The sequence below is a fragment of the Flavobacterium gelidilacus DSM 15343 genome, from assembly GCF_000422685.1.
Lineage (GTDB): Bacteria > Bacteroidota > Bacteroidia > Flavobacteriales > Flavobacteriaceae > Flavobacterium > Flavobacterium gelidilacus.
Window position 1 is genome coordinate 109,240 of the sequence record NZ_AUGN01000001.1, and the last position, 26,654, is coordinate 135,893.

The 26,654-nt window shown below is 32.7% G+C and carries 24 protein-coding genes; 5 read left to right on the forward strand and 19 right to left on the reverse strand.

Going from position 1 to position 26,654, the window contains the following annotated elements:
• Positions 1 to 486 precede the first annotated feature (486 nt).
• From G507_RS0100470 to G507_RS0100480, 3 genes are read left to right on the forward strand one after another with little or no spacing between them, the layout of a single operon-like run.
• Positions 487 to 1,263 (forward strand): MlaE family ABC transporter permease, encoded by a 777-nt coding sequence (locus tag G507_RS0100470; protein ID WP_026715636.1) that lies wholly within the window; start codon positions 487 to 489, stop codon positions 1,261 to 1,263.
• 12 nt (positions 1,264 to 1,275) lie between these two features.
• Complete coding sequence (locus G507_RS0100475) at positions 1,276 to 2,052, forward strand: ABC transporter ATP-binding protein (protein WP_051191436.1); 777 nt, start codon at positions 1,276 to 1,278, stop codon at positions 2,050 to 2,052.
• 29 nt (positions 2,053 to 2,081) lie between these two features.
• Positions 2,082 to 3,074 (forward strand): MlaD family protein, encoded by a 993-nt coding sequence (locus tag G507_RS0100480; RefSeq protein WP_026715638.1) that lies wholly within the window; start codon positions 2,082 to 2,084, stop codon positions 3,072 to 3,074.
• A gap of 415 nt (positions 3,075 to 3,489) precedes the next feature.
• Here the strand turns inward: G507_RS0100480 and G507_RS0100485 are convergent, their stop codons facing one another.
• Genes G507_RS0100485 through G507_RS0100495 form a run of 3 tightly spaced genes read right to left on the reverse strand, consistent with a single transcriptional unit; the run spans position 3,490 to position 6,507 of the window.
• Complete coding sequence (locus G507_RS0100485; RefSeq protein ID WP_026715639.1) at positions 3,490 to 4,164, reverse strand: ABC transporter ATP-binding protein; 675 nt, start codon at positions 4,162 to 4,164, stop codon at positions 3,490 to 3,492.
• 1 nt (position 4,165) lies between these two features.
• A complete protein-coding gene (locus tag G507_RS0100490) occupies positions 4,166 to 5,428 on the reverse strand; it encodes an ABC transporter permease (protein ID WP_026715640.1) in 1,263 nt (420 codons plus the stop codon).
• Complete coding sequence (locus G507_RS0100495; protein WP_035665316.1) at positions 5,425 to 6,507, reverse strand: efflux RND transporter periplasmic adaptor subunit; 1,083 nt, start codon at positions 6,505 to 6,507, stop codon at positions 5,425 to 5,427. The genes G507_RS0100490 and G507_RS0100495 overlap by 4 nt, the downstream gene beginning before the upstream one ends.
• A 277-nt stretch (positions 6,508 to 6,784) precedes the next feature.
• On the opposite strand from G507_RS0100495, the gene G507_RS16155 reads away from it, so the two are divergent.
• Positions 6,785 to 7,354, forward strand: a complete 570-nt coding sequence (locus G507_RS16155; protein WP_157496448.1) for a phosphatase PAP2 family protein — start codon at positions 6,785 to 6,787, stop codon at positions 7,352 to 7,354.
• Positions 7,355 to 7,926: 572 nt separating this feature from the next.
• Here G507_RS16155 and G507_RS0100505 read toward each other — a convergent pair.
• Together G507_RS0100505 and G507_RS0100510 are read right to left on the reverse strand one after the other, a co-directional pair.
• Positions 7,927 to 9,198 carry a DUF445 domain-containing protein gene (locus G507_RS0100505; protein WP_084518908.1) on the reverse strand — a complete coding sequence of 424 codons (1,272 nt, stop codon included), beginning with the start codon at positions 9,196 to 9,198 and terminating at the stop codon, positions 7,927 to 7,929.
• A 282-nt stretch (positions 9,199 to 9,480) separates the two neighbouring features.
• Complete coding sequence (locus tag G507_RS0100510) at positions 9,481 to 10,824, reverse strand: DEAD/DEAH box helicase (protein ID WP_026715643.1); 1,344 nt, start codon at positions 10,822 to 10,824, stop codon at positions 9,481 to 9,483.
• 356 nt (positions 10,825 to 11,180) lie between these two features.
• Here G507_RS0100510 and G507_RS16160 point away from each other — a divergent pair, with 356 nt between their 5' ends.
• Positions 11,181 to 11,678, forward strand: coding sequence for a hypothetical protein (locus G507_RS16160; RefSeq protein WP_035665320.1), 498 nt, complete (start codon positions 11,181 to 11,183; stop codon positions 11,676 to 11,678).
• A 294-nt stretch (positions 11,679 to 11,972) separates the two neighbouring features.
• Here the strand turns inward: G507_RS16160 and G507_RS0100525 are convergent, their stop codons facing one another.
• The 14 genes from G507_RS0100525 to G507_RS0100595 form a co-directional block, all read right to left on the reverse strand.
• Positions 11,973 to 12,839, reverse strand: a complete 867-nt coding sequence (locus tag G507_RS0100525; RefSeq protein ID WP_026715644.1) for a DUF808 domain-containing protein — start codon at positions 12,837 to 12,839, stop codon at positions 11,973 to 11,975.
• Between the two features lie 38 nt (positions 12,840 to 12,877).
• Complete coding sequence (locus tag G507_RS0100530; protein ID WP_026715645.1) at positions 12,878 to 13,183, reverse strand: GIY-YIG nuclease family protein; 306 nt, start codon at positions 13,181 to 13,183, stop codon at positions 12,878 to 12,880.
• 942 nt (positions 13,184 to 14,125) lie between these two features.
• On the reverse strand, positions 14,126 to 14,842 hold the full coding sequence (locus G507_RS0100540; RefSeq protein WP_026715647.1) for a DUF4339 domain-containing protein: 717 nt from the start codon (positions 14,840 to 14,842) through the stop codon (positions 14,126 to 14,128).
• An 87-nt stretch (positions 14,843 to 14,929) separates the two neighbouring features.
• Complete coding sequence (locus G507_RS0100545; protein WP_026715648.1) at positions 14,930 to 15,610, reverse strand: DUF4339 domain-containing protein; 681 nt, start codon at positions 15,608 to 15,610, stop codon at positions 14,930 to 14,932.
• A gap of 134 nt (positions 15,611 to 15,744) precedes the next feature.
• Positions 15,745 to 16,233: a hypothetical protein gene (locus G507_RS0100550; RefSeq protein ID WP_026715649.1), complete on the reverse strand. Its 489-nt coding sequence runs from the start codon at positions 16,231 to 16,233 to the stop codon at positions 15,745 to 15,747.
• 13 nt (positions 16,234 to 16,246) lie between these two features.
• Positions 16,247 to 17,365: a PD-(D/E)XK nuclease family protein gene (locus G507_RS0100555; RefSeq protein ID WP_026715650.1), complete on the reverse strand. Its 1,119-nt coding sequence runs from the start codon at positions 17,363 to 17,365 to the stop codon at positions 16,247 to 16,249.
• Positions 17,366 to 17,373: 8 nt separating this feature from the next.
• A complete protein-coding gene (locus G507_RS17155; protein ID WP_051191437.1) occupies positions 17,374 to 18,639 on the reverse strand; it encodes a DUF6161 domain-containing protein in 1,266 nt (421 codons plus the stop codon).
• Between the two features lie 29 nt (positions 18,640 to 18,668).
• A complete protein-coding gene (locus G507_RS17160; RefSeq protein WP_026715651.1) occupies positions 18,669 to 19,151 on the reverse strand; it encodes a hypothetical protein in 483 nt (160 codons plus the stop codon).
• 53 nt (positions 19,152 to 19,204) lie between these two features.
• Positions 19,205 to 19,462 (reverse strand): hypothetical protein, encoded by a 258-nt coding sequence (locus G507_RS0100570; RefSeq protein WP_026715652.1) that lies wholly within the window; start codon positions 19,460 to 19,462, stop codon positions 19,205 to 19,207.
• Between the two features lie 11 nt (positions 19,463 to 19,473).
• Positions 19,474 to 21,933 (reverse strand): EcoAI/FtnUII family type I restriction enzme subunit R, encoded by a 2,460-nt coding sequence (hsdR, locus tag G507_RS0100575; protein WP_026715653.1) that lies wholly within the window; start codon positions 21,931 to 21,933, stop codon positions 19,474 to 19,476.
• 99 nt (positions 21,934 to 22,032) lie between these two features.
• The gene (gene tnpA, locus G507_RS0100580) at positions 22,033 to 22,485 is read right to left on the reverse strand and encodes an IS200/IS605 family transposase (protein ID WP_026715654.1); all 453 of its coding nucleotides are present in this window, start codon (positions 22,483 to 22,485) and stop codon (positions 22,033 to 22,035) included.
• A 2-nt stretch (positions 22,486 to 22,487) separates the two neighbouring features.
• Positions 22,488 to 23,771 (reverse strand): restriction endonuclease subunit S, encoded by a 1,284-nt coding sequence (locus G507_RS17165; RefSeq protein ID WP_026715655.1) that lies wholly within the window; start codon positions 23,769 to 23,771, stop codon positions 22,488 to 22,490.
• A complete protein-coding gene (locus tag G507_RS0100590; protein ID WP_026715656.1) occupies positions 23,768 to 25,222 on the reverse strand; it encodes a class I SAM-dependent DNA methyltransferase in 1,455 nt (484 codons plus the stop codon). Before G507_RS0100590 ends, G507_RS17165 begins: the two co-directional genes overlap by 4 nt.
• A gap of 447 nt (positions 25,223 to 25,669) precedes the next feature.
• Complete coding sequence (locus tag G507_RS0100595; protein ID WP_026715657.1) at positions 25,670 to 26,419, reverse strand: hypothetical protein; 750 nt, start codon at positions 26,417 to 26,419, stop codon at positions 25,670 to 25,672.
• Positions 26,420 to 26,654 lie beyond the last annotated feature (235 nt).

Sequence of the window (26,654 nt, forward strand, 5' to 3'; positions counted from 1 at the left end):
TCCAATCTAATAAATACATTCTTATTGTATCACCCATAATTTTCTTTTTGGGATTGAGTCTACTTTTTTTCTTTAAAAGTCATTACTTGAATTCAAATAATATTATTGAAAATGTAAAGCTTTTTACCTATTTCAGTATTAGTGTGAACGTTATTTTCTATTCCTCTTTAAATTATTATATCCTCAAAGAGAATAAATAAAGTTTAATTTAAAAAGTAAGAGAATAATAAATCAGAAAAAGGCAATAGTTAGTTCCAAAGTAATCTTGATAAAATATATACCTATTTATATTATTTTGGCTTAAGAAATCTCTGGAAGTAATAAAATTTATTTTTAGGTAAGTTTATCTTATTTAGTCACTAAATAGCATTTATTTCTTTAGAACTATATTAAACTAACTATATTGACATTTATCATATAATATTGAATTATAAATTCTTAACTTTATGGATTAAGTTATGAAGTCAAAACTCAACGCATTATTTTATGGTTCAATCTTCTCAATTAGCTTTAAATATAAAAAATTTCTTTATAGAAATAGGAGAATTGGCTTATTTTTCAAGCCGTTTTTTTAGAGAACTTTTTAGTAAACCGTTTGAATTTAAAGAGTTACTCAGACAATGCTATAATATGGGTAATAAATCCTTAGGTTTAGTGTTGATTACTGGTTTTATTATTGGATTAGTATTAACTATACAAACACGTCCTACATTAGAACAGTTTGGAGCAGAATCTTGGATGCCTTCTATGGTTAGTATTTCTATAGTTAGAGAAATAGGACCTATAATTACAGCGTTAATTTGTGCAGGTAGAATTGGTTCAGGTATTGGTGCTGAGTTAGGTTCAATGCGTGTTACAGAACAAATTGACGCTATGGAAGTTTCGGGAACAAACCCTTTTAAATATTTAGTAGTCACTCGCGTTTTAGCTACAACATTAATGATTCCTATATTGGTCTTTTTTGGTGATACTATGGCATTATATGGTTCCTTTCTTGTTGAGAATTTAAATGGAGACGTTTCTTTTTTTCTATATTTTGATAAAGTTTTTCATGCCATAGAATATAGTGATTTACTTCCTGCCACCATTAAGACTTTTTTCTTTGGTTATGCCATAGGATTAGTTGGATGTTATAAAGGATATTATTGCGAAAAAGGAACAGTTGGAGTAGGAATAGCTGCAAATTCTGCCGTAGTTTATACCTCTATGCTTTTGTTTATTATCGATTTTATTGCTGTTTTTATCACTGATATTTTCATCTAAAACCTAAAAAAAATGCTAGAAGAAATTTCAAATATAACACCGAAATTTAATTCAGAAATTAAAACTATTTTAGAAATTAAAAATTTAAAGAAAAGTTTTGGAAACAATCAAGTTTTGAACGGTTTTAATTTGGAGTTAAATGAAGGAGAAAATTTAGTTATAATGGGTAAATCCGGCTCTGGAAAATCGGTAATGATTAAATGTTTGATTGGATTAATTGAACCTGATTCTGGAAGTATTAGGGTAATGGGCCAAGAAATAACAACACTAAACCAAACCCAATTTGATAAATTACGAAGTGAAATTGGATTTTTATTTCAAGGAAGTGCTTTATATGATTCTATGACCGTAAGAGAGAACCTTGAGTTTCCATTGAGACATCATAAAGAACGTTTTGAAAAAAATTTAGATACAACAGCATTTGTAGAAGAGGCACTTACTAATGTTGGATTATTACATGCTATTGATTTAATGCCATCAGAACTTTCGGGTGGAATGAAACGAAGAATTGCATTAGCCAGAACTTTAATATTAAAGCCAAAAATAATTTTATACGATGAACCTACCAGCGGATTAGATCCTATTACATCAAAAGAAATTATTCAACTTATGAAAAACATACAAAAACAATATAAAACCTCATCCCTAATAATTACTCATGATGTAGATTGTGCCCGAGTAATTGCCAACCGAATGATTCTTTTAATCGATGGCATCAATTATGTAGAAGGAAATTATGACACACTAAAAAATTCTTCAGATGAGAAAGTAAAAGCATTTTTTAAATAAAAACAAAAGAGAAGTAAATTAAATATAGTATGAGAAAAACTTCAGATGAAAAACTTAAACTAGGTCTATTTGTAATTATAGGATTGCTATTATTTACTGTAGCCATTTACCTTATTGGAGAACGTCAAAATCTATTTGGAAAAAATGATCTTATAAGTGTTAAGTTTTCAAACATTAACGGCTTAAAAAAAGGGAATAATGTGCGCTATTCCGGAATTAATGTAGGTACTGTAGAATCAATTTCTATGCTGAATGATTCTATAATTAAAGTGGACTTGTTAATTGAAAAAACAATGATAACCCATATTAAAAAAGATGCTATTGCTACTATAGGAACAGATGGTTTAGTTGGAAATATGTTAGTAAATATAATTCCAGGTAAAGGAAAGGAAACAAGTGTAAAAGCTGGTGACTTTATTAAATCTTATACAAAAATAGGTGCTGATGAAATGCTAAACACTTTAAATGTAACCAATGAAAATGCCGCTCTTTTGACTGTCGATTTATTAAAAATAACGAATTCAATCAACCAAAAAAAGGGAACTTTAGGTATGCTTATTAATGACAGCATTACTTCAAACGATATAAAAAAAATCATTATTAACTTGCAAAAAACTAGTTATAATGCTTCAAAAACTATGGATGCCTTAACAACAAAAATCGAGTCCATAAATCTAAATGAAAGTGTCGCTGGAATTCTAGTAAATGATAAAGCTCAAGCGCAAAAGGTTAAAAATATTATTGCCAATTTAGAACGCTCTAGCCAAAATATTAATACTACTCTTGACAGTATTAATAAAACAATTCAACAAATTAAAAACGGAAAAGGAGCAGTTAATTACCTCTCTACAGATGAAGAGTTTGCAAAAAACTTAGACCAAACCATTAAGAACCTAAACGAAGGAACATATAAATTTAACCAAAGTATGGATGCTTTAAAACATAACTTTTTACTTAGAGGTTATTTCAAGAAGTTAGCAAAGGAACAGGAAAAGGTAGAGAAGGAGAGGCTTAAAAAGTAGGTTTTTATTGGAGTGTTCAGTGTTCGTTTTGCAGAAGACAGCTTGTAGAATTTACAAAAATGGGAAAAGGGAATATTTCTTTAACCTTAAAATCGCAAAGGATTACGAAAAGTATGCTAGGAAAACAGGACGAAAGAAGATAAAAGAAAGAAGAAAGATAAAAGAAAGAAGGTTGCTAAGCAATGTATCCTAAAACAAGCAAAGCTCCTTAACCCAAACAAAGAAAAAAACTATGTGTCTTATGTGGTTTAAAAAAATACGTGACCATCAGCTTTTGGCAAAATCAATCCGTGTCATCGACGTTACAACCCACAAGAAACTCCATAAACTAATTCCCAATCTTGTAATCTTACTAAGTAAGATACCTAAGAGAAACTCCAAAAAAAAACTACTTCTATTTTCTGAAAACTGAAAACTAACTAATAATCCTACCATCTTCCATTTGAATAATACGATCGGTACGTTTAGCAAAATCTTCATCATGCGTTACGATTAATAAAGATAAATGCTGTTTATCGCATAATTCTCTAAAAATAGTAAAAACATTGTCTGCATTATGACTATCAAGGTTTCCAGTAGGTTCATCACCCATGATTATTGAAGGATTATTGATAAGTGCTCTTGCAATGGCTACACGTTGTTTTTCTCCGCCAGAAACCTGAGAAGCTTTTTTAAGTGCCAAATGTTCAATCTTTAAGAGTTTTAGCTTATCATAAGCATCTTGTTCTATTTCTACTAATGATTTTTCTCCCAGCTTTTTTGCAGGAAGCATGATGTTTTCTAAAACCGTAAAATCAGCTAACAGATAATGAAATTGAAAAACAAACCCAATATGCTTGTTTCTTATGTAGGATAAATGATTACTACTTTGCCCACTTATGATTTCATTGTTTAGCAATAAAGCACCTTCATATTCAGTATCCATTGTAGAAAGAATATAGAGTAGAGTAGATTTACCACAACCGGATTTTCCCATAATAGAAACAAACTCTCCTTTTTCAATCTTAAAGTTAATATCCTTTAACACATGAAAGCGAGTTGGCTTTTCAAAATACTTATTGATGCTTTTTGCTTCTAAAACTGTACTCATTTTATTGTCCTCTTATGATTTTTACTGGATCTATTTTTTTGGCTTTTTGAGCAGGCAAATAGCCCGCAAAGAACGTTGATAGTAAAGCGAACACTATTCCAATACCATAAAACCATGGATTGAAATTAATGGGATAGGTCTTAATAGTCGGCAAAGCTTCCGTTTCAAAAGGAATGGTACTTATAAGACTGGATAAGCCAAAACCCAATAACAAACCTAAAACACCTCCTACAAAACCAATAATCATAGCCTGACTCATAAATATCATTTGAACATCCTTACCAGAGAATCCAATTGCTTTTAGTATAGCTATGTCATTCATCTTTTCGTAAATAAGCATGTTTAAGATATTATAGATTCCAAAACCTGCTACAATTAACAAGGTAATGGAAACCGCATAAGTAATTAAGTTTCTAACCGTAGTTCCCGTTTCAAATTGGGCATTTGCAGTGTTAATGTCTATGGCTCTTAGTTCAAATTGACGCTCTATTTTTTTAGCCATAGGCAAAGCCATTTCTATGTTGTTTAGTTTGACGTTGATATCTGTTATATAATTTTCTGCTTCCCCTAAAATGCGTTGCACCGTTTTAAGATTAGAAAAACTTTGAATAGCATCTATATCTTTAACACCACTTTGATAAAGTCCCACAATTCTAAGCGGAAAGACATCTCCTTTTATGGTGCTTATTTGTATTCTATCTCCCACATGAAGCGACATCTTTTTGGCAATACCCACACCCAACAAAATACCATTTTCATTATTGTTCAAGGCTTCAGCTGAACCTTCTATGATATAATCCTTTAAATTGAATAACCGCGCTTCTTCTAAAGCATTAATTCCTGTTAAATTACCAGCAATTTCTATAGAACCCGCAATGTAAAAGATTTGAGCTTTAATTTGCGGAATAGCTCCTTTAACATTAGCATCTTCATTCAAATACTTCATTAAAGGCAAAGCATTGTGTATTTTTTTCTGACTTAGTTTGGGTTTTATCGAATGCACAATATGGGTACTGTTCACCACTTTATCATATAAACCGATAGGTTGTTCTTTAGAGGGTTCAATTTCATTATAGATATGAATGTGTGGGGTTTGATTCATCATCAAATTATCTAACATCGTATTTAAACCTGTCATAAAGCTTACTAAAGTAATATAAGCCCCAATACCAAACGTAACTCCAAGCGCAGCCACAGAAGTCTGTTTAATCTTCGTAATTAAATGCGTTTTAGCAATCGTTAAGATAACAGTCCAATTGATCATTTCTCCGTTTTATAAAGTAGTGTTTTTTCAGTAATCCCTGATAGGACTTCTATATATTCCATGTTGCGCAAGCCAGTTGTTATGGTTACTATTCCGGCATCCGTTTTTACTTTATCATCATCAAGTAAATAAGCTATCGGAATGGCTAGTATGTTTTCTCGTCTGCCAATTACAATATTAGCTTCACCCGATAAACCCGGGTATAGTACTTTAGGAGCAGTATCAAAAACGGCTTCAACTTTAAAAGTCTGATTGCGTTCATCTTTTTGGGGTAATATTTTAGTCACTTTGGCTGTAAAAATCTCACCTTTGTAAGCATCCAAATTTATAATGACCTCTTGACCTTTAATTACCTTAACAATATCCACTTCATCTACTAGCATTTCAATAATAAACTGGCTGCCACTCCCTAAAGTCGCTATAGGGGTTACTGTATTAATTAGTTCCCCTAAATTTTTATGAAGTGCATAAACCTTTCCAGTGATACTGCTTTTAATCGTATAATCTTTAGTTGCCACAAGAGAAGTATTGTAATTGTTTTTAGCTTGTTTAACGTTGATTAACAATTCATTTTTAGTTCGGTTTAACTTACTTTGAAGAGTTGTTAAGTTATTTTTGGCTAAATCATAATTCAATTTTTTAGTATCAAATTCAATTTTAGAACCTATTTTTTGATCCCAAAGATTCTTTTGTCTAAAATAGTTGATGGAATCATTCTTATATTTCAATTGAGCGGCATTAATTTCATCTTTAATGCTTTGAAGTACCGTAATTCCACCACTGTAATTATCATTCGCTAAATCTAAGGCAAGCTTAGCATTTTTAGCATTCAATTCGGGAGCTGTATTAATCACCTGAAACAAGGCCTGATTTTTTGTCACAGTATCACCTTCTTCTACAAAACTATGCTCAAGTATACCCGAAATAACGGCATATACTTCATACAAACTATCGGGTTGAATTATAACAGAGCTATAAATAGATTCCGTCATGTTGAGGCGTTGAGGTGTAATGGGTTTTTCTTTTTGACAAGCCATTATAAACAGACTCAATATAAGAAATAGAAATAACTTTCGCATTATGGTGTACTTTAAATAATAGTATAAAGATAATAGTTTTAAATATCTCTTTAGCTGATAATTATCATGTCATTTTTTAGCAAAATGTGATTAATCTAGTATAGAAAAAACTAAAGGAATATGTTTCCAAACTGTAGGATCATAATTCTGACTTCTCATCTTTAGCACAATAAATTTGATAATATTATATTTTTTATAAAGAATTCATTAAGATTGAATGGACTTTATTAAAAAAGCTCCTTAATAAAACAATATTTTTTAGAGAAATAAGTTATTAATGGATAAAATCTATAAAAAAATTTCTAATTTAACAATGATTAAACCCTTACTAGCCGTTTTACTATTCCTTTTTTATGGACTTAATACGCAAGCACAAAATAATACTATAGAAACTAGTGGTGATGTATTATTATACGCTCTTCCTTTAACCACTTTAGCTACCACAATAGTTCTAAAAGACGGAAAAGGAGCAGGGCAGTTCTCAAAAGGCTTTCTTTTAAATATTATAACAACCGAAGCTTTAAAATTAGTAATTAGTAAAGAAAGACCCAATGGTTTTGATAACAAATCATTTCCTTCCGGTCATACATCAGTTACTTTCCAAAGTGCCGCTTTTATTCAAAAACGATATGGATGGAAATTTGGAGCTCCCGCTTATCTATTAGCAGCTTACACTGGCTATTCAAGAGTTCAATCTGACAATCATTATTTTATTGATGTCCTTGCTGGTGCAGCTCTTGGTATAGGAAGTTCTTATATCTTCACAACAAAATATACTCAAGGCATTCAAGTAAGCGTAGTAAAAGATAATTTTGGTACTTCATTAGTTCTTAAATTAGATTTTTAAAGGAATGAGACTTAGGGAAAGGGAGAAAAGGGGACTAGGGGAAAGGAGGTTTGGAGATTAGAGTATAGTACATAACGCAAAATGTCTATGTAAATCTATCTCAAGCAAAGCGCCTCAAATCCAACAAAGAAAAAACCTATGTGACCTATGTGGTTAAAAAACTACCCACAAACTTGTCAGAGCCACAGATTTTATTTAGAAGTGACTAAGGAGTGAAGTCGAGATGTTTATAACCGCAAAGAGCGCAAAGTTTTACGCAAAGCTTGCAATGAAAAAAACTTATATGCCTTATATGGTTTAAAAAAAAACTAACCACAAACTTGTCATTCTGTAAGAATCCCACACAAGCAACTCCACAAACAACTAAAATTATAAAGATTTCTAAAATTTCTCTAATCTGTGTTCCTAAAAAAATAGATATTCTTTAACCGCAAAGAGCGCAAAGAAACTAATCTATGTAAGCCTATCCTAAAAGCAAAGCGTCTAAACACAAAGAAAGAAAAAAACTATGTGCACTATGTGGTTAAAAAACTACCCACAATCAAAATCAAACCAACAACCGACAACAAAAACTACAATAACTTAAGCAAAGCAATAACGATCCCCACCAAACCACCAACAACAGCACCATTCAAACGAATGTATTGCAAATCACCACCTACTTTTTCTTCAATTTGCTCCACCAGTTCCTTGTTATTTAATTTCATCATACTGCTTCGGACCATATTGCCAATTTCACTGTGAAACTTCACCAGTAAATCTGAAACCGTTTCTCTAATCCAAACGTTGATTTTATCTTGTGTTGTTTTATCCTCTTTTAAATCATACAATATGTGATTTAATTTAGTAATCAGAAACTGCATCATTGGTGTTTCCGTATTTTGTAGTTGAGCTGTAAGCGTTTCTTTGCTTTTAAGTAAAAGTGCATGCACCACTTTTTCCTCTTCCACATGCTGCATCAAGCGTTCTTTTAGATTTTTAATTATAGCGACAGACTTTTCATCCCCAACTGACAACTCATGGGCAAATTCAAGCAACCAATCGTCAAACTTCGCACGGATGGGGTGAGAAGCATCTGACTTAGCTTCAGCCATAAGTTCTTGCGCTTTTTCAAGTAAATCATCAGCAATGAGATCCAAATCAATACCACCCGTTTTCTCAGCTAAAAATAAGACCGTTTTCTTTAACAAACCTTTTTTAGCATATTCTTCAGCAGCCACTTCAAGTTTAGAAAGCAACAGTTCTTTAGTGTCCGGATTAGTCAGTGCCGAAGCACTTTCCTCAAGTATAAGTTCCCATAATTTATGATGATCCCCATCCTTAATGGCCTTTTCTAACCAAGTACCCAGTGGAGTTGCCAAATCTATAGTAGCGATTTGTTCTCGTAGTATTTTTTGTAAAGCTTCCGCAAACTTCGGATTATCCAAATCATTGGCAAATTGCAAGCCTATTTTCTGAATCAAACCAATAGCGTTCTGTTGGTTTTTAGGTTCCTGTAAGAAATCGAGAATAGTTTTCGCTAAGTCAACCTCATTTAATTTTTCAGCAATAATTTCAGGGGAAAGCCATTTATTAGTAACTAAATCAACAATCCCTTCCGTTAGTTTAGCTCTGTTTTTAGCAATAATATTAGTATGCTTACGAATAAAAGGAATAGGAATTTCATGAAACAAAGCACTAACCGCAAACCAATCCGCGAAACCACCAATGGTAGCTGCCTCAAAACCTGCCACAACAATCCTCCAACCCGTATGCGTAAGAACATCCATACGCAACAGTCCTTCACAAAGGACCAAGCCTAAAAAAGCAATTAATAAAGATATGGAGCCGAGGTTGTTTTTCATGTTTTAGTATTCAGTGTTCAGTGTTCAGTATTCAGTGTTCAGAACGTAGTAAAATAGTATCAAAGAATTTAAACTATGCAATCTATCTAAAGCAAAACAAACTTATATGCCTTATATGGTTTAAAAAGTAGCCACAACATTTCCACAACAACAGTTCTCGATACAATCCCGATTGGCATCGGGACCACTCGAACTGACGGTTGAGATTAAGTATCGTTCCTATAAAACCAAATCATTATTCCACAAACTCAGCACTGAACACTGAACACTGAGCACTGATTACTACTTTTTCTTCATCTTCTGTCTCTTAACAGGCTTTTCAACAGGTTCGTTCTTATGTTGTAGTATATAATTAGCCAACAACTTATCAATCAACTCATCCTTTGTTAAATGATGAAAAACAGTTTTGACTTTAGTTTTCAATTCCTCATCCACCTCATGGTTGGGTTTCGTTTTAAAGATTTGTTTCGCCCATAAAAGCGTATTGTTTTCTTCGATACTAGTCGTACTCGGTTTTTTGAACTCCTTGAACTTAAGACCCAATTCTTTTTCAAAATTCGCAATTTCCTTAACCTCTTCTTCTTGAAGTACTGTTAAAGACAATCCTTTTGCACCAGCTCTTGCCGTTCTACCACTACGGTGAACGTAAGCTTCATAAGCATCAGGTAAATGATAATTCACCACATATGAAATTTCCTTTACGTCAATTCCTCTAGCCGCTAAATCGGTTGCTACTAAAATATTGATATGACCTTCACGAAATTGACCCATAATTCTATCTCGAATTCCTTGCGTTAAACTTCCGTGTAAAGCACCAGAAGAGAAACGATTAATCGCTAAGTTCTTAGCCAATTTATTAACCGCTGCTTTAGTCTTGCAAAAGATAATTCCACGTTCGCCTTCTTTGGTATTTAAGAAATGCATTAATACATCCAGTTTTTCAATCGGGTCTACCACAATATATTCGTGATCGATACCTTGATTTCCAACCGTTTGCATATTAGCACTTACCTGAACTACGTTTTTATGCAAGTAATTCTGAATCAACTGCTTTATCGTTCCCGGCATAGTCGCGGAGAACAAAAGTGTTTTATGTTCTTTGGGTAATTCAGCCACAATTTCATCCAGACTTTCTTTTAGAATAGAAACCATTTCATCGGCTTCATCTAATACTAAAAATCTAGTATCCTTAAGCGAAATGGCTTTTTTCTGAATCAAATCAATCAAACGCCCTGGAGTAGCTACTACAATATGAGTAGGAGCAGACAAGCGTTCTATTTGAGGCTTAATCGGAATTCCACCACAAGTAGCTGCTATAGAAACTTCAGGAAGATATTTGGCAAAACTCTCTAAGTTCGTAAAAATCTGATGTCCCAATTCCCTTGTCGGAACTAAAATAACTGCTTGAACTAAAGGTGAAGATGTATCGATTAATTGCAAAAGCGGCAATCCAAAAGCAGCTGTTTTACCAGTACCTGTTTTGGCAAGTCCCACTAAATCGGTTTTATTAGCTAATAATAACGGAATTACTTTTTCCTGAATTTCTGTAGGGTCAATAATTTTTAGTTCCGTAATTGCTTTTAGTATTGGGGCTGCTATTCCTAAATCAGAGAATTTATTTGACATTTTATTTTTTTAAGTATTTTTACACTAATCAGCCTGACGGCTTTAGCTTTTGCAAAGGTACACCGATTTTTTTTACCTCAATTGCTTTTTTTGGAACACTGATTGCAGCAATTAGAGAAATCTGTATGTTCTTTGAATAGAGAATTAGAACGAGGATGACAAGGATTTAGCAGATTTTCACGGATTTTTATGAGCGATCGAGTTATTTAGAAACAAAGGCCGTAAACAAAGCACATCGCCAAATTTTTCCACCTGACTCAGGAAGGAAGTCACAAGAAACTTCACAATCTATTTCTTAAATAGTAATAAAAACTTTTCATTTAAATTCATAAATTAGCCTTACCAAAATCACTAAAATGAGTCGAAAAGAGAAATTAGAAAACTTACCCATTTATATAAAAGCGGAATTAATATTTCAATTGGTTAATAGCTTAATGGATTTAATTCCAGAAGACGATGCCTATTTAAATGAAACTAAATACAAGATGCGAGATGATGCAGCTATTATTTGTACCAAAATTGCTGGGGCAGAAGGTGGAAATATGTATTGTATTCGAATGCAAAACGCATCTATAATTCGCGATTATGCTATGCATTTACAAACTCAAGTTGGGAGTTTACAATTTCATGATTCTTTTAAGGAAACTGAATATGTTACTTTAATTAGAAAAGAAATAGACATTTTTAGAGCACTTTTTATTGAATGGGTTGCCAGTTTTGATAAGAGTAATTACCATTGGGATGAATGGGAATTATTTAATCCACCTGGAGCTATTCCCCCAGATCCAAATGATTATCAAGACCCCATTAATTGGGATGATTTTATGGAAGGTTTTAATCCTGATGATGATTAAAATGTATTTTAACTTTAGAGATTTTTAACCGCAAAGAGCGCAAAGACTTACGCAAAGTTCGCAAAGAAGTTAATCTATGTAACCCTATGCAAAGCAAAGCGCCCTAACCCAATCAAAGAAAAAACCTATGTACCTATGTGTTTTAAAAAAACTACCCACAAACTTGTCATACTATAAGGATCCAAAACAAGCAAATAAAATTATAAAGATTTCTTTAATTCCTCAAATCCGTGACCATCTGTTAAATCCGTTTCATCCGCGTTCAAACCCACAAACAAAACAACCAACAACTCCCTACTTCTTAACCTTCCTCCAAACCAGTGCAAACCCTTTCACAACCAAAAAAACGAGAATTCCCCCTACAGCACCAGCCAAAAATTCCCCTACAATAGCAGGCAATCCTTCCAAAGCATGATGTACAAATTCAATGTTATGCACAAAGATACCACCAGATACCAAGACTAGGGCAACAGTACCTACAAAAGCAAGTCCTTTTATGATTAACGGAAGTGTTTGTATCAACAGTTTTCCTATTGATTGAGAAGCCTTACTTTTTCTTTTGGTCATCACAAGACCTAAATCATCCATACGCACTATAGCGGCAACCACTCCATAAACTCCTACAGTAGCAAGAAAGGCAATTATAGAAACCACAATTATTTGTGTCGTGATTGTTTTTTCCAAAACCGTACCTAAAGCGATAATAACAATCTCTACCGACAAGATAAAATCGGTAACTATAGCGGCTTTTATTTTGGCTTTTTCTTGCACGACTAATTCCTCTGGGGTTAAATTAGTGCCTTCAATGACACTAATTGCTTTCGGATGAGGTACAACATATTCGTATATTTTTTCAGCAGCTTCATAAGCCAAATAAACAGCCCCTAAAATAAGTACTACCGTAATCAACCAAGGCACAAAATAACTCAAGACAAAAGCAAGTGGCAAAATAATAAGTTTATTAAGAAAAGAACCCTTAGTAATTGCCCACAAAACCGGAATCTCCCGAGAAGAAACAAAACCCGATGCCTTTTCAGCATTAACCGCTAAATCATCACCCAATATTCCAGCCGTTTTTTTAGTAGCTATTTTACTCATCACAACCACATCATCCATCAATGCTGCAATATCATCTAACAATGCAAATATTCCTGAAGCCATTTTATATATAATTTTTTATTGAATTTAATACTTTTTTTTTATGGTATATAGTTATTCTTAATATCCTCATACAAATCCCTCCAATCAGGATTCATACTATTAATTAATTTTTCTTTCGCAGCTCTATTACCTGCTTTCAATTGTTTTTCCCTAGCAATGGCATCACCAATCATAGGAAATTGTTCAAAGTAAACCAACTTATCTAAATTATACCGAGCCGAAAACGAACCTTTATACTTTTTCTCTTTGTGTTGCATAATCCGTTGTGGCAAATTAGAAGTAACACCAATGTATAACACGGTGTTATTCTTATTCGTAATTATATAAACAAATCCTGTTTTCATACCACCTAATCATTACGTCTTTTTTACCCCGTCATAGCGAGGAACGAAGCTATCTTTTCACGTAACCGTAAACATCATAAATTATCTTTCCAACCCACCGTTCACTTCATCAATACCCCGTCATAGCGAGGAACGAAGCTACCTTTTCAACTAACCGTAAACCATCATAAGAACTCCTTACACGTTTACGTAAAACTTCATAAGAACTTCTTTTCACGTAACCGTAAACCATCATAAAACCTCCTTTCACATTTACGTAGAGCTTCAAAAGAACTTCTTTCGCATTTTTCTTAACCGTCAACGGCTTGCTTCGTTCCTCGCAAAGACTGTTTTTTTATGATGTATAGTTTTTTTTATACTTCTTACGTAAACGTAAACATCATAAATTATCTTCCCAACTAACCGTTCACACCATCAACACCAGTCATAGCGAGGTACGAAGCTATCTTTTCAACTAACCGTAAAGTTGATAATCATGCTTTTCAACCCGCCGTTCACACCATCAACACCCCGTCATAGCGAGGTACGAAGCTATCTTTTCAACTAACCGTAAAGTTGATAATCATGCTTTTCAACCCACCGTTCACACCATCAACCCCAGTCATAGCGAGGCACGAAGCTATCTTTTCAACTAACCGTAAAGTTGATAATCATGCTTCCCAACCCACCGGTCACACCATCAACACCGGTCATAGCGAGGTACGAAGCTACCTTTTCACGTAACCGTAAACCATCAAAAAAACTCCTTTCACGTTTACGTAAAGCTTCAAAAGAACTTCTTTCACATCTTTCTTAACCGTCAACAGCTTGCTTCGTTCCTCGCAAAGACTAGATTCCCAAGATATATAATTACCCTTTATTCTTCTTAAAATTCTCAGCCTGTTCAAAAACCTCTATAAAAAAAGTAAAACAGCCAACAGAAAAATCAGTTTGAACTATTTTCTAACTACCTACTCCCCAATGAGGATTGATTCTTGCCATTTCTTTCTCTAGCTTTTCTATTTCATTTTCCCAAATTGAAATATTTTGTTTAGCATCTTGAATTTGACCTGCGCGTTCGCCTGAAGTTCTAAGAAATTTAAATTCTGTAACATTAACCAATTGTTGGTTAGCCTTGTCGAGTTCTTCATTAGCAATATTTAATTCGGTTACAATTTCTTGAATTCTTTTATCTATAGCAACTTGTTTTTCTCTTGCAATTCTTTCTTCTTCTAAGCGTTCCTTTTCAGCTAATAATTCTTTTTGCTTGGCAATTTCTTCATTCTGAATATTTAGCTGTTTATTGTAAATGCCAGTTTCAATATTATCTTTTTTAGTCTTTTCAATATTATAATTATGTATAAGTTTTATTATCAAAGAAATCAATAATACAAGTGAAACAATTATGATAATAAACGTTTTTTTAGGCAATCCAAATATCTTGTTTTCTTTCTCCTCTAAAATATTTAAATTAATTGGTGGAGGAGTTAATTTACTTTTAATTGGCGGTGGAGTAGATGTGAATATTATTTTTAATTCTTCTATTTCTTCCGCATTTTGCCACTCTTCTAATCCTTCAAACCATACTTTTGTGGTTCTTGTAATTTTATGTAATTTTAATTCTTCAATATCAAATGGACCTTTATTTTCTGTGCCATCATTTAAAAAATACTTTTTCATTTTAATTGTTTTAACCTATTTTTATTCATTTAGTAATTAATTCAATATGGTTTATCTACAAGTTAGCAAAGAACTATAAATAGTGTTCTATTTTACGCTAGCATTAACAACTTCCCAACCTAAACTAGCTACATTATTATAATTTTCTACTTTTAATTTAAATTCCGAAGTTGTATTAGGTGGATAAAACTCATAGAGCATATATTCTGCGGTATTTAACAATGTTTTGGTTTTACTATAATAAAAAACTTTCACAGTTACATCTTTATAAGTTGTCATAGTTGCACTATTAGAAATAGTACCATTAATTTTAATATTATCTCCATAGAAATTTTCTTTATAAGTACCCGAAGCATTAAGATAATTTAAAGGAGATTGAGCTTCAATTTCTTCTATAGTCATTACACTTTCTTCATAGCTATATTCAGAGGATGAATTACTAGAATTTAAAGCTTTAAAGATCAAACCACCTCCAAGGTAAATAACTAAAACAATAGCTATTATTTTCAAAGCCTTCATAAAATAATTTTTCTTTTTTGGTTCACTTACTTTAGTTTCAGAAAAACTTTGAGGTGCTTCTTTCTTGGTTAGTGGAGGAGGAGTAACCAATAATATTGATTTTAATTCTTCAATTTCTGAAGCATCTTTCCAATCCTCTAATCCTTCATACCAAACAGGAGTGTCTTTTGTGATTTTTTTTTCTTTTAATTCTTCAATGTCAAAAGGCCCTATGTTTTCTGAACCATTGTGTAAAAAATACTTTTTCATTATTTATTTATAATTCTATTGATTAAACTTTATTTTTTATTCTTCTTAAAATTCACAGCCTGTTAAAAAATCTCAACACAAACCGAATCCACAATCTTGTCATCCCAACGTAGGACAGAACCCACAACAAAACCTCACCTCTTTTCTAAAACCCCAATCAACTCTATCAACTCTGCATTTGGCATATTAACAGCTGAATGTATAAACTCCTTCACATTAGCAACAATAATTAAATTACCTTTTTGTTCCTCTTCAAAACCTATTGAAGTGAATTCATAAGTAAGTTCTTCATATTTCATTTGTTTTTGATTGCCTTTAAAATAATGATAATCTACATAATAACTCACAGATGATTCTCCAATTTCAATAACCTCTTTGCCATAGGTATTCCAAAGGAATAAACGAATGAAATAAAAACCAACCAAAGAAAAAAGACCCAAACCAATAATAAACCCAAAATGAAAAGCATTCCCATCCATAAAATTCAAAACTATTCCCATAATAGGTAAAGCCACACAAATAAAAGCCAAAAACAAGATAAAGCCACGACCAATAAGCGGTGACTTCTTGACATACAATTCAAGTATGTTGTTTTTTATAGTATATCTTTTTGTTGCTTTCAAATCGAGTTAATAATTAAAGTATTTTCAAATAATCAGGAATATTCTTGTTTTCATATCCTAATCCAATAAGCTTTGATAAAATCTTTTTTCTTTTAGGTTCTAATTCTTCAATTTTTAGGGTAATGTAACTTTCTAAATTTTCAAAATCTTCATCTGACATAACTTCATATTGAATATAACCAATATGAGCAGAATAAGTATTGCCTTGTCCGCTTATTATAAATCTTTCACTATAAACATCTGTTTCATTTATTAAAACTCTTTTTAATTCTTCATAAAAAACTCTAGCATTGCCATCTATCTCAATTACAATTTTAAGTCTTTTTTCTTTTAATAAAACATCTGGAAATAAAGTATAAAAAACGCGAATGTCATTTTGTTCATCCCAAATTTGTTTATAGTTTAACGTATTACCATAAGTTACCCAATTATATTTTGTAGCAATGTTATAAATTGCAGCTAATACAAAACGAGCAGCTTCTTCTTTATACTTTATAGCTTTTTCTATTTTTTCATTATGGTCTAAATAAAACTTAATATTTTCATTCATTACATTCAAATTTGTTATATATTTTATGTTTATAATAAAGTCTTCAAGATGTATTTTTTCTCTGATGCTTAATAAATCTTCACTTATTAGAGATTCAATCTTTATAATCCACTCCAAGTGTGTAATTACTATAAAATTGTTATTATTGTGTGGAATGTTGGATAGAGCTAAAACAATTCCGACTTTATTTTCAGTTTCATGTGAATTAAAAGTATGCCAATAATTATTTAAATCGTTATGTAACCAATGATGAATTTTATTTTCTATAATTATTACAGATTTATTTTCTACCGATTCAATTACTATATCAATTCTACCTTTTTTATCTAATGTTGCATATTCAGTATAAACGGAATAATCTGCTATATTAATTTTTTTTGAAGATTTATCTTCAATCAATTCTAATAATGCAGTAATAAACCAATCAGAAGCAATTGGATGATTTAAATAGTATTCATATATTTTACTATTTATATTTTCTTTAGTTTGAATATTAACTATATCTAGATAGGTAGTTTCAGATTCAATATTCTTTGGGAAAGGTGAGTTGAAAAAATCAAATAGTTCTTGTGTTTCAGCCATATTTATAATTATTTACCACCAGCAAATTTTTCAATAATACTTGTTGGCATTGTTGGGGATGAATCCTCTTTTAAAAGTCCTGTATCGGCTCTACTGAATAAAGATTGTAATATTAATTGACGTTCTTCTGGCTCTATGGTTGTGTCTTTTTTTAATGCTAAATAGAAGTGTGTTAACTGCTCTCGTTCTTCTGCATCTCTAGATAAGTGAAATGAACTAAATGTCATTTTAGATAATATTTTGATAGTAAAAGCCAATAATGAAACAATTGTAATTAATATTATTGACCATTTAATTCCTTTTATATTATCATTAAAAGTTGTTTCGAAATAAGTTGTTCCTAACAACATTAATAAGGTAAATAATAAAACGGCAGCTATTACAGATGTTCTAATTAGCCAATTCAAGTATTTATTTCCTTCTTTTTTAAGTTCAATGGCTCTATCTTTCCAATATTTTGCTGGAGCTTCTAATCTTAATTTTTCTCTGTATAAATCTTCGTTCTCCTTAATTGAATCTGAAGAACTTGTAAAAAAAGTATCGAAACCACTTTGAACACCACTAAACCAATCTTCAAAATTTTTGTCTTTTTCTGCTTTTAACTTGTCTACAGTTTCAAAATGATTGGTTAAATTATCTTTAGCATCAGAAAGATTGCTATTTAATTGTTGTTCTGCTTCTACAATATATTCGTTATACTTTGTTTTTAGTTGTGATAAACTTAATTTTTCGCTATTTCTTCTTTTAGGTATTTCTGATTCCGCTTGGTTTTTAAATTCATAAGCCAATAATAAACCCGTAAAATAGTCGTGATCATTTCTATAATTTAAGTTGGCATCTGTTATATAATCTAAAGCCCCATTAAAATAAGTACTTTTTTTATTATAAACTGAAATTAAAAAGTCTGTTTCTGGAGAATCATAAATGAATATAAAATCATTTCTATTTCCTTTTTCATTATTTAAATCTCTTTGCAATTGTCTGAATTTATTTTCAAATCTATTTTGCAAATTTAACTCTGTATAACTAGCTAAGGAAACCAAAGAAGATTTTAAAACTTCAAAGTGCATTTTTGAAGCAAGAAAATAAGGAGGTATTTTCTCTATCTTATTCCAACCAATTACTTGGTCATATATAAATTTATAAATAGATTGAATTCCTTTTAATTCTATTTTTGAGTTTGAATATTCAAATCTAATAGTAACTGCTATACTATTTAATTGTTCTTTAAAATGTGACGACTCAACTAATTTTCTAAAAGCTTTTATATCCATATTGTTTTATCTTTTAAACCAACACCCTACTAAAAAACATTTTCTAAAACCTCCAAAGCAACCTCCAAAGCCCCATCACAATTACTAAAATGAATCTCATTTTGAAATAATGGCCATTTTCCCGATTTCTCTCTAATTAAGTAGACTAATTCTCCTTCAACTGCTTCTACAAATTTTCTATTTTCGTTTTTTTCTTCATCAAAAACTAATGCAAAAACGGTTAAAGTTCTAAATAAATTTTCTTTATTATTCAACCATTTATAACCTTTATAACCATTTCTAGCGTTGCCATTTCTAACAAAGTGATTGTAAGCAACTGTTCCTCTTTGAAATCGTTTTAAAATTGATGTACTGGCTTCTCCAACATATAGAAACTCTTTCTTTTCATTTGTAATGACATAGAGTTTTCTTCTTTCCTTCTGTAGTGCTAATCCTTCTTTAGGCATAATGCTAACAGAAGTAGTAGAATCATCTTTGTCAGTTATTGTTAAGCTATATTTTTCAATTTCCATATTTATTATATTTTATCAAGTATTTTTTCATTTTAGGTTTAATCACCCATTTATTATTTATAAGGCTGAGCACTGCTCCACAATAATTTAATCTCTGGTTCTTCTTCAATTACTTTGAAGCTAATATTGTTTTTATGAGCGATATCTTTTTCATGAAAATAGTATGTTCTTAAAAAAGAATTACTTTCATGAGATACTTTAACTTCTAAAGTATCATCTTTTCCAACCTTAGCAATATCTACCCTGTAATTAACAGAGGTTGATTTTCTAGTTGATGGTCTAATTTTTCTTGTTCTTACGATTATTCCCATAGTTTTGATAATTAACTTGCCGATGTTTTATATAAATATTGTTGAAACCCAATAAAAGCATCCCTAATACTCTTTATCTCACCAAGTTCTTTCTTAGCGTCCGCAATCGCTTTGTATTTTAAAACCAATAAAGGGGTAAGTTTTACATCATCCAATTCATCAACACCCTCTTTCACGTATTGTTCCAATACAAAGTTTAAAAACTCTTGTTGTTTCGGATTGTAATCTCCTAACTGAACTTTTGCTCTAGTAGCTCGCTCTAATCTTGGTAGTAAATCCTTGCTGTAAGCTATGTAGTTTAGCACATCAAACAAGTCACTATCTTCTCCATGAACTAGAAGTCGTAATTCTTCCAATTGTTCATTGGTATAGCCTTTTTCGTTTAACTCTACGAGTAATTTTTTTCGAGTGCTTGGCAAACTCCACAGTTTACGTAACTCTTCTTCATCAGTAAAGAAACTCGGTAAATCACCAAACAATTGTTGTACAAATTCTTCTGATGAAATAGGTGTGCCACTCGGACTCCAAAACGAAGTTTTAACCGTTGAATCTATTTCTCTTTCTTTATTGTCGGATAGCTTAACGCGTATTATTTTGCTTTCAGGAATATCACAAACACATGGATAATTATTGCAAACCTCGCAATCTTCCACTTCCTCTTTTTCGCAAACGCATGGTTTTACTTGACACACTTTACAAACTCTAGATTTCCCTCCTTCAGGTGGTGTTTCTGGCTCTAAAGGTTCTCCATCCCAAGCTGGGTCTTTAAAATGCTGATGGGCTTGCACAAAATCAAATAGGGTAAAGTAATCTTTACCATCAAAAAGCCTTGTACCTCGACCTACAATCTGTTTAAATTCAACCATAGAATCCACAGGTCGCAATAAAACGATGTTTCTAATTTCGGGTGCATCTACTCCTGTGCTTAATTTTTGGGAAGTCGTTAATACGGTCGGAATACTCTTTTCATTATCCTGAAAATCGCGTAAATGTTGTTCGCCCATTTTTCCATCATCAGCGGTTACACGATGACAGTAATTAACACTCTTGCTGGTCGAAAACTGATTAATTAAATCTCGAATCAAGGCAGCATGTTTTTGAGTAGAACAGAAAACCAAAGTCTTTTGATTTTGATTAATCAGTTCTAAGAATTTCTTAACTCTGTATTCTTCAACTTGTTGAATGATAATTTTTCTACCATAATCACGATAAGTAAACGTATCACCAACTTCGGCTTCACCATCTATAATAACATCATCAGCCGTTACAGTATATTCATCATAATTGGTTTGGATTTCTTTTACTTTAAAAGGAGTAAGGAATCCATCATTAATACCATCTTTTAAAGCATAAGTATATATTGGGTCACCAAAATATTTATAAGTATCTCCATTAACATCCCGTTTTGGAGTTGCCGTTAAACCCAATTGAACAGCAGGAGCAAAGTAGTCCATAATGGCTCTCCAGGAACCTTCGTCATTGGCACCACCTCGGTGACATTCATCAATAATAATCAAATCAAAGAAATCAGGTGGATATTGTCCAAAGTTAAAATCAGAACTACCATAAACTTCCTTAGGTTCAGCCGCTTCTAAATAATCCATTTCTTCTTCCACTTCTTCTTCCTTTTGTTTGCTGGTCATAAAGGTTTGAAATATGGTAAAGAAGATACCTCCATTAGTAGGCACATGCCCTTTCTTTTTAATCTCTTTCGGACTAATGCGAACTTTTATATTTTCATCAATAACATCAAAAGCACCAAACGAATTAAAAGCTTGGTCGGCAAGTATATTTCTATCGGCTAAAAATAATATTCTTGGACTTCTAGTAGCATCACGCTTTAAATTCCATTTGGCATGAAATAGTTTCCAAGCAATCTGAAAAGCGATGGCTGTTTTTCCTGTTCCTGTAGCTAAGGTTAGCAACATACGGTCTTTCTTTTCAGCTATCCCTTCTAATACTTTGGCAATGGCATTTTGCTGATAATATCGCGGTTGCCATGTTCCACCACGGTCTTCAAAAGGAATTTCGAACAAGCGTTCTTTCCAATTGGCGATTTCTAATTTGTAAGTTTCTTTTGGAGTAGGATAGGTCATTTCCCAAAGCTCGTCTGGAGTTGGATATTTTGGGACTTCACCTTCTGCAACTTCGTCCATGTCTATCTCATAGATTTGCAAACCATTGGTTGCATAACTATAGCGAATGTTCAATCGCTCAGCATAATCTTTGGCTTGACCAACACCATCAGTATAATATAAATCTCTTTTCTTAGCTTCTACAATACCAATTCTTCTGTTTTTATATTCTAAAACATAGTCTGCAAAAAGTGGTGTGGCTCTTCTGCCTTGCCCAATTAAGCGACCTTTGGTTATGGGAAACTCCAAACGCAAACGACTGCCTTCAACAATACCCCAACCTGCGGCTTGCAAAGCAGGTGTAATTAAATCGTGTTTGGTTTGTGCTTCGTTCATAATTAGTGGTTTAATCCCGAAGGGATGTTATTTGATAAGGTAGGACGTAGTCCTGCCGAATGTGAGATAAGTGTGTTAAGCCCTGAAAGGGCGAAATAATTAATCCCAAACATACTGTTCGTCATATTCAACTTCATATTTTTTTAAAAATGCTCTATACTCTTTCTTAAAGTCCTTTTTACTGTGATGCTCCTGTTGGTTCTTAATATAATTTACCACAACATCTACTTCACTTGGATTTACAGAAAATGCTCCATAACCATCTTGCCAAAAGAAATTTTCCAATCTCTTATCTTTCGTTTTCATCCATTTACTAGAATGAGCTTTTACTTTTTGTACCAAGGTCATCAAAGCCATTTTTTTAGACAACATACATAGTATATGAACATGGTCTGTATAGCCACCAACTATCAATACTGCACAATCTAACTCTTTACAGACACCTCCCAAATAGGCATGCAACTCCTGTTCGTAGGGCGGATAAATTAATTCTTCCCTATGTTTGGTGCTAAAGACTATGTGTACGTAGTTTTTTACTAATGACTGCCCCATAGTTATGTCACCCTTTCAGGGTTTTTATTCGTTTGTGTTTCATCGGAAGGACTACGTCCATCCTTACTATACTGCGTCCATTCAGGACTTGTCAACGCTCCTGCAAATGCTTTTTGGAGTATCGATTTTTTTAGGTCTTCTAAATTGTTTAGTTTTTGTTTGTAATGTGATTCAATCTGTTTTGTTTGAATAGATATCTCCTCTATTTTATCGACGATAATTTGTTGTTCTTGTTCTGACTCTGGGAAAGGTATCATTAATGAAGATAACGAGACTTGATTTAAACTTTTAATACCTACACCATTTCCACTGTCAACGAGTTCTTTTATTGTTTTGGCAGTTTTAAGAAAGTGACATAAAAATGTGGGAAGTATAGTGTTTGAATTCAATCGAATTCTGATTGTAAAACCTGAGTGAGATACAATACTACTTACTTCATCTGCTAAAAGTGTTCTTCCAATTAATTTAGGATTTCCATTTGACCGAACAGTTAATATATCGCCTTTCTTTAATTGATACAATTCACTCATTTCTCCATCAAGAATGACATTTTCTAATTCATGAATAGGAACCCAAAAGTTGTTCTTAAAATTCTTTACTCCGACAATTTCTATGGATTGACCTTTGCTGCTATTAGTAAAGTTCATACCATTCTTAAATGTAGCGATTTCTCCAAGTCTTTTTAAATCCCAGTCCTTTTTGTCGAATAATTTTTGCAGGGTGTTTTCAAACAACTCTTTAGCGTTAGCTATGTTTTTTTCAATATTGGCTTTGGCTTGGTCAATGGCTTCAAAGCCTTGGTCTAAAATAGCTACTATTTGTTGTTGTTCTTGTAGTGGTGGGATAGGGATTTGAAAACTTTTGATTTGCTCAGTACTTAAATTTGGTTGTGCAGCACCAGCTGAAATTGCTAGATTTTCTTCAACTTTAGTAGAAAGAAAATAAAATAAATATGTTTTATTTAAATTTTTATATGGTTCAAATTTACCTACTCGCTGATTTAGAAGCAAAACTTCATCTGATTTGTGAAACCCAATTTTTCCTGTAGTTGCTCCAGACATTGCAATAAGTAAATCACCCTTTTTAATTTCATATTTAGTTAAATCTCTATCATAATCGTTTCTATCGATATAAACAATCTTTCTTAAATCAATAGTTTCATTTTGAATATTTGTAATCCTAACAACTGGTGTTCCTGTGTATTTAAAACTATTACTTTTGAATGCAAATCCGTTTTGAAATCCACACACATTTTCCAAATCTTTAATTTCCCAACCTTCTCTCATATCAGCTCTTTAATAGAATTCAAAATAGATTTGGTTTCTTTGTCTAAATACACCATTTCGTCTAGTATTTCTTCTGGGCTTCTTAGGGCAGCTTCTTCGGGTGTGTTTGGGTTTTTTACGCTTAGGTCAAAAGTAGATTCGTCAATATCGGCTACTTTTAAATTCCAAGATTGTTCGGTTTCGGGCTTTGTTTTTTGTTGGCTTACAAAAGCTTCCATATCCTTATCGTTTAAAGGATTGGTTTTTCCCATGTTGCGTCCTGGATTCAATTGGTAGTACCAAATGTTTTTAGTAGGTTCACCTTTTTGAAAAAACAAGACTACCGTTTTAACTCCTGCACCTGTAAATGTTCCTCCTGGCAAATCTAAAATAGTGTGCAAATTAGAACCTTCTAGCAATAACTTACGCAAAGCTACCGAAGCATTGTCGGTATTGCTTAAAACGGTGTTTTTAATAACAATAGCGGCACGACCACCTGTTTTTAAACTCTTTATAAAATGTTGCATAAACAAGAAAGCCGTTTCTCCTGTTTTAATGTCAAAGTTTTGTTGCACTTCTGGTCGTTCTTTTCCTCCAAACGGTGGATTAGCCAAAATTACATGATAACGGTTTTTTTCTTGTATATCGCGTATGTTTTCGCCTAGTGTATTGGTGTGTATAATGTTGGGTGCTTCAATACCATGCAAAATCATGTTCATAATCCCAATCACATAAGCCAAGTTTTTTTTCTCTTTTCCGTAAAGGGTTTCTTCTTGTAGTGTTTTTAGGTTATCGGTGGTTTTTTCCATGCGTTGGTACAAATAATCGTAGGCTTCCACCAAGAAACCACACGAACCTGCTGCACCATCGTATATTTTTTCACCTATTTGTGGGTCAACCACATTAATCATAGCACGAATTAATGGGCGAGGAGTATAGTATTGTCCACCATTACGACCTGCATTACCCATGTTTTTAATCTTGGTTTCATACAAGTGGCTCAATTCATGTTTATCCGTAGAAGCACGAAAAGGAAGACTGTCGGCATATTCCAAAATCTCACGTAGGTTGTAGCCCGATTGAATTTTGTTTTTCAACTCCGAGAAGATTTCCCCAATTTTATATTCAATCGTATTGGCAGAATCTGCTTCTTGCTTAAACTTAGCCAAATAAGGAAACAGTTTTCCATCTACAAACTGCACCAAATCAGGTCCAGTCATAGCACTATGATGGTCTAGTTTTCCTTCGGCATCTTTAGGCATAGCCCAATTAGGCCAACGGTATTCTTCTTCTAATATAAAAGTGTATTCCTCTCCTTTTAATTCGGCTTGGTCTGCTTTGTCCTGTTCCAACTCGTCTAAGTAACGCAAGAACATCACCCAAGAGGTTTGCCCTATATAATCTAATTCACTATCTGCACCCGAATCTTTGTAAAGCAGGTCATCTATATTTTTGAATGTTTGTTCGAACATGTATGCTGTTATATTATTTTAATTTTCTTTCTTCAAACGTACCATAATTTATTCAATTAGGCAATAGGTGTTTTCACTGTTTTTATAGTATTTCCTACAAATATAAAAACCGTAAAACAATTAATTTTACGGTTTCCCACAATTCCACAAAAAAAACCGTCATTGCGAACGAAGTGAAGCAACCTCCCCAACTCACCGTAACCCCAAAAAAAACTTTGTGCAACTCCGAGAACCCTTTGCGAAACTCTGTGTAATAACCCCAGAGCAAAGCGACCTAAAAAATCCGTCCCAATCCGCGTAGGACGAAGTCAATCCGTGTCATCCGCGTTCCAAAAAAAACCGTTATTGCGAACAAAGCAAAGCAACCTCTCCAACCCACCGTAAACCCCCAAAAAAAAAGCCCCCCTCACAAAAAGCAAAAGGAGCCAAAAATAAAGATTAAACAACCTAAACCACCTCAATAATCTGCAACACATTAAATTCCTCATTCTTCAAAGAATACTGCAAACCATTAATTTCCTGAAAAAAACTAATCAACACCAAAAAAAACTGCACCCCCAAACCAGAAGGAACACTCGATGGGGATAAAGTCAAAGTAACAGGTGTAAAAGAAAGTGGCAAATTCTCAATAGTACTATAAGCAATCACAGAATCACCACTAGCAAAATCTATATCCACAATAGCACTCTGAAAACTCACATGTGTAGCACCTTGCGGATACATTAACTGCTCTTCCGTACTAAAATCTACAATCTTAAAACTACCACTTCCAAGATCTAAATCATAGGGTGCAAAAAGCACACTATCCAAAGAAGCATTAATATTAAAATCAAAACCCTTCAACAACTGCTTGCCCTCTGGTGTAGTAATACCAACACTCACCAAACGCTTACCACGATTAGAAGTAGAGTCTAAATTCTTAATGCGACTCATTACTTGCAACAAGCGACTGTTTAGCTTACTGTCCTTTGCCTTAAAAGCCATAGAGCCAACAGCCAATTTCAATATCTTTCCAGCACTTCCAGAGTGGCTAAACTCACTCATGTTCTCACGCGTACGAACATAATTTGGGTCGTTCAAAATACGTTCACGAGAAACACCACCTTTTTTACGTACAAAACTTTTACCGTTTTTTTGATAAAACGTTAAGTCCTCAACAGTACCCTCAATCTTAATAAGACCATTACTTCTAGCCATAATAAATTAATTTAAATGAAACATTTGGTTTGAAACTCAAAACAAATTAAAGCTATAAAATAATACGTTGCACAAAGGCACTTCCAAAAACGACCACTTTTGCCGATTATGCCAAAAAAGACGCTTTTTGCCGATTAACTATGTAAAATCTTACACATCCATATACTAATTAACAGATGTTCAACGTTATGCGAAAATACAACCCCTTTACTTAACGTTTACTATGCCTTTACTA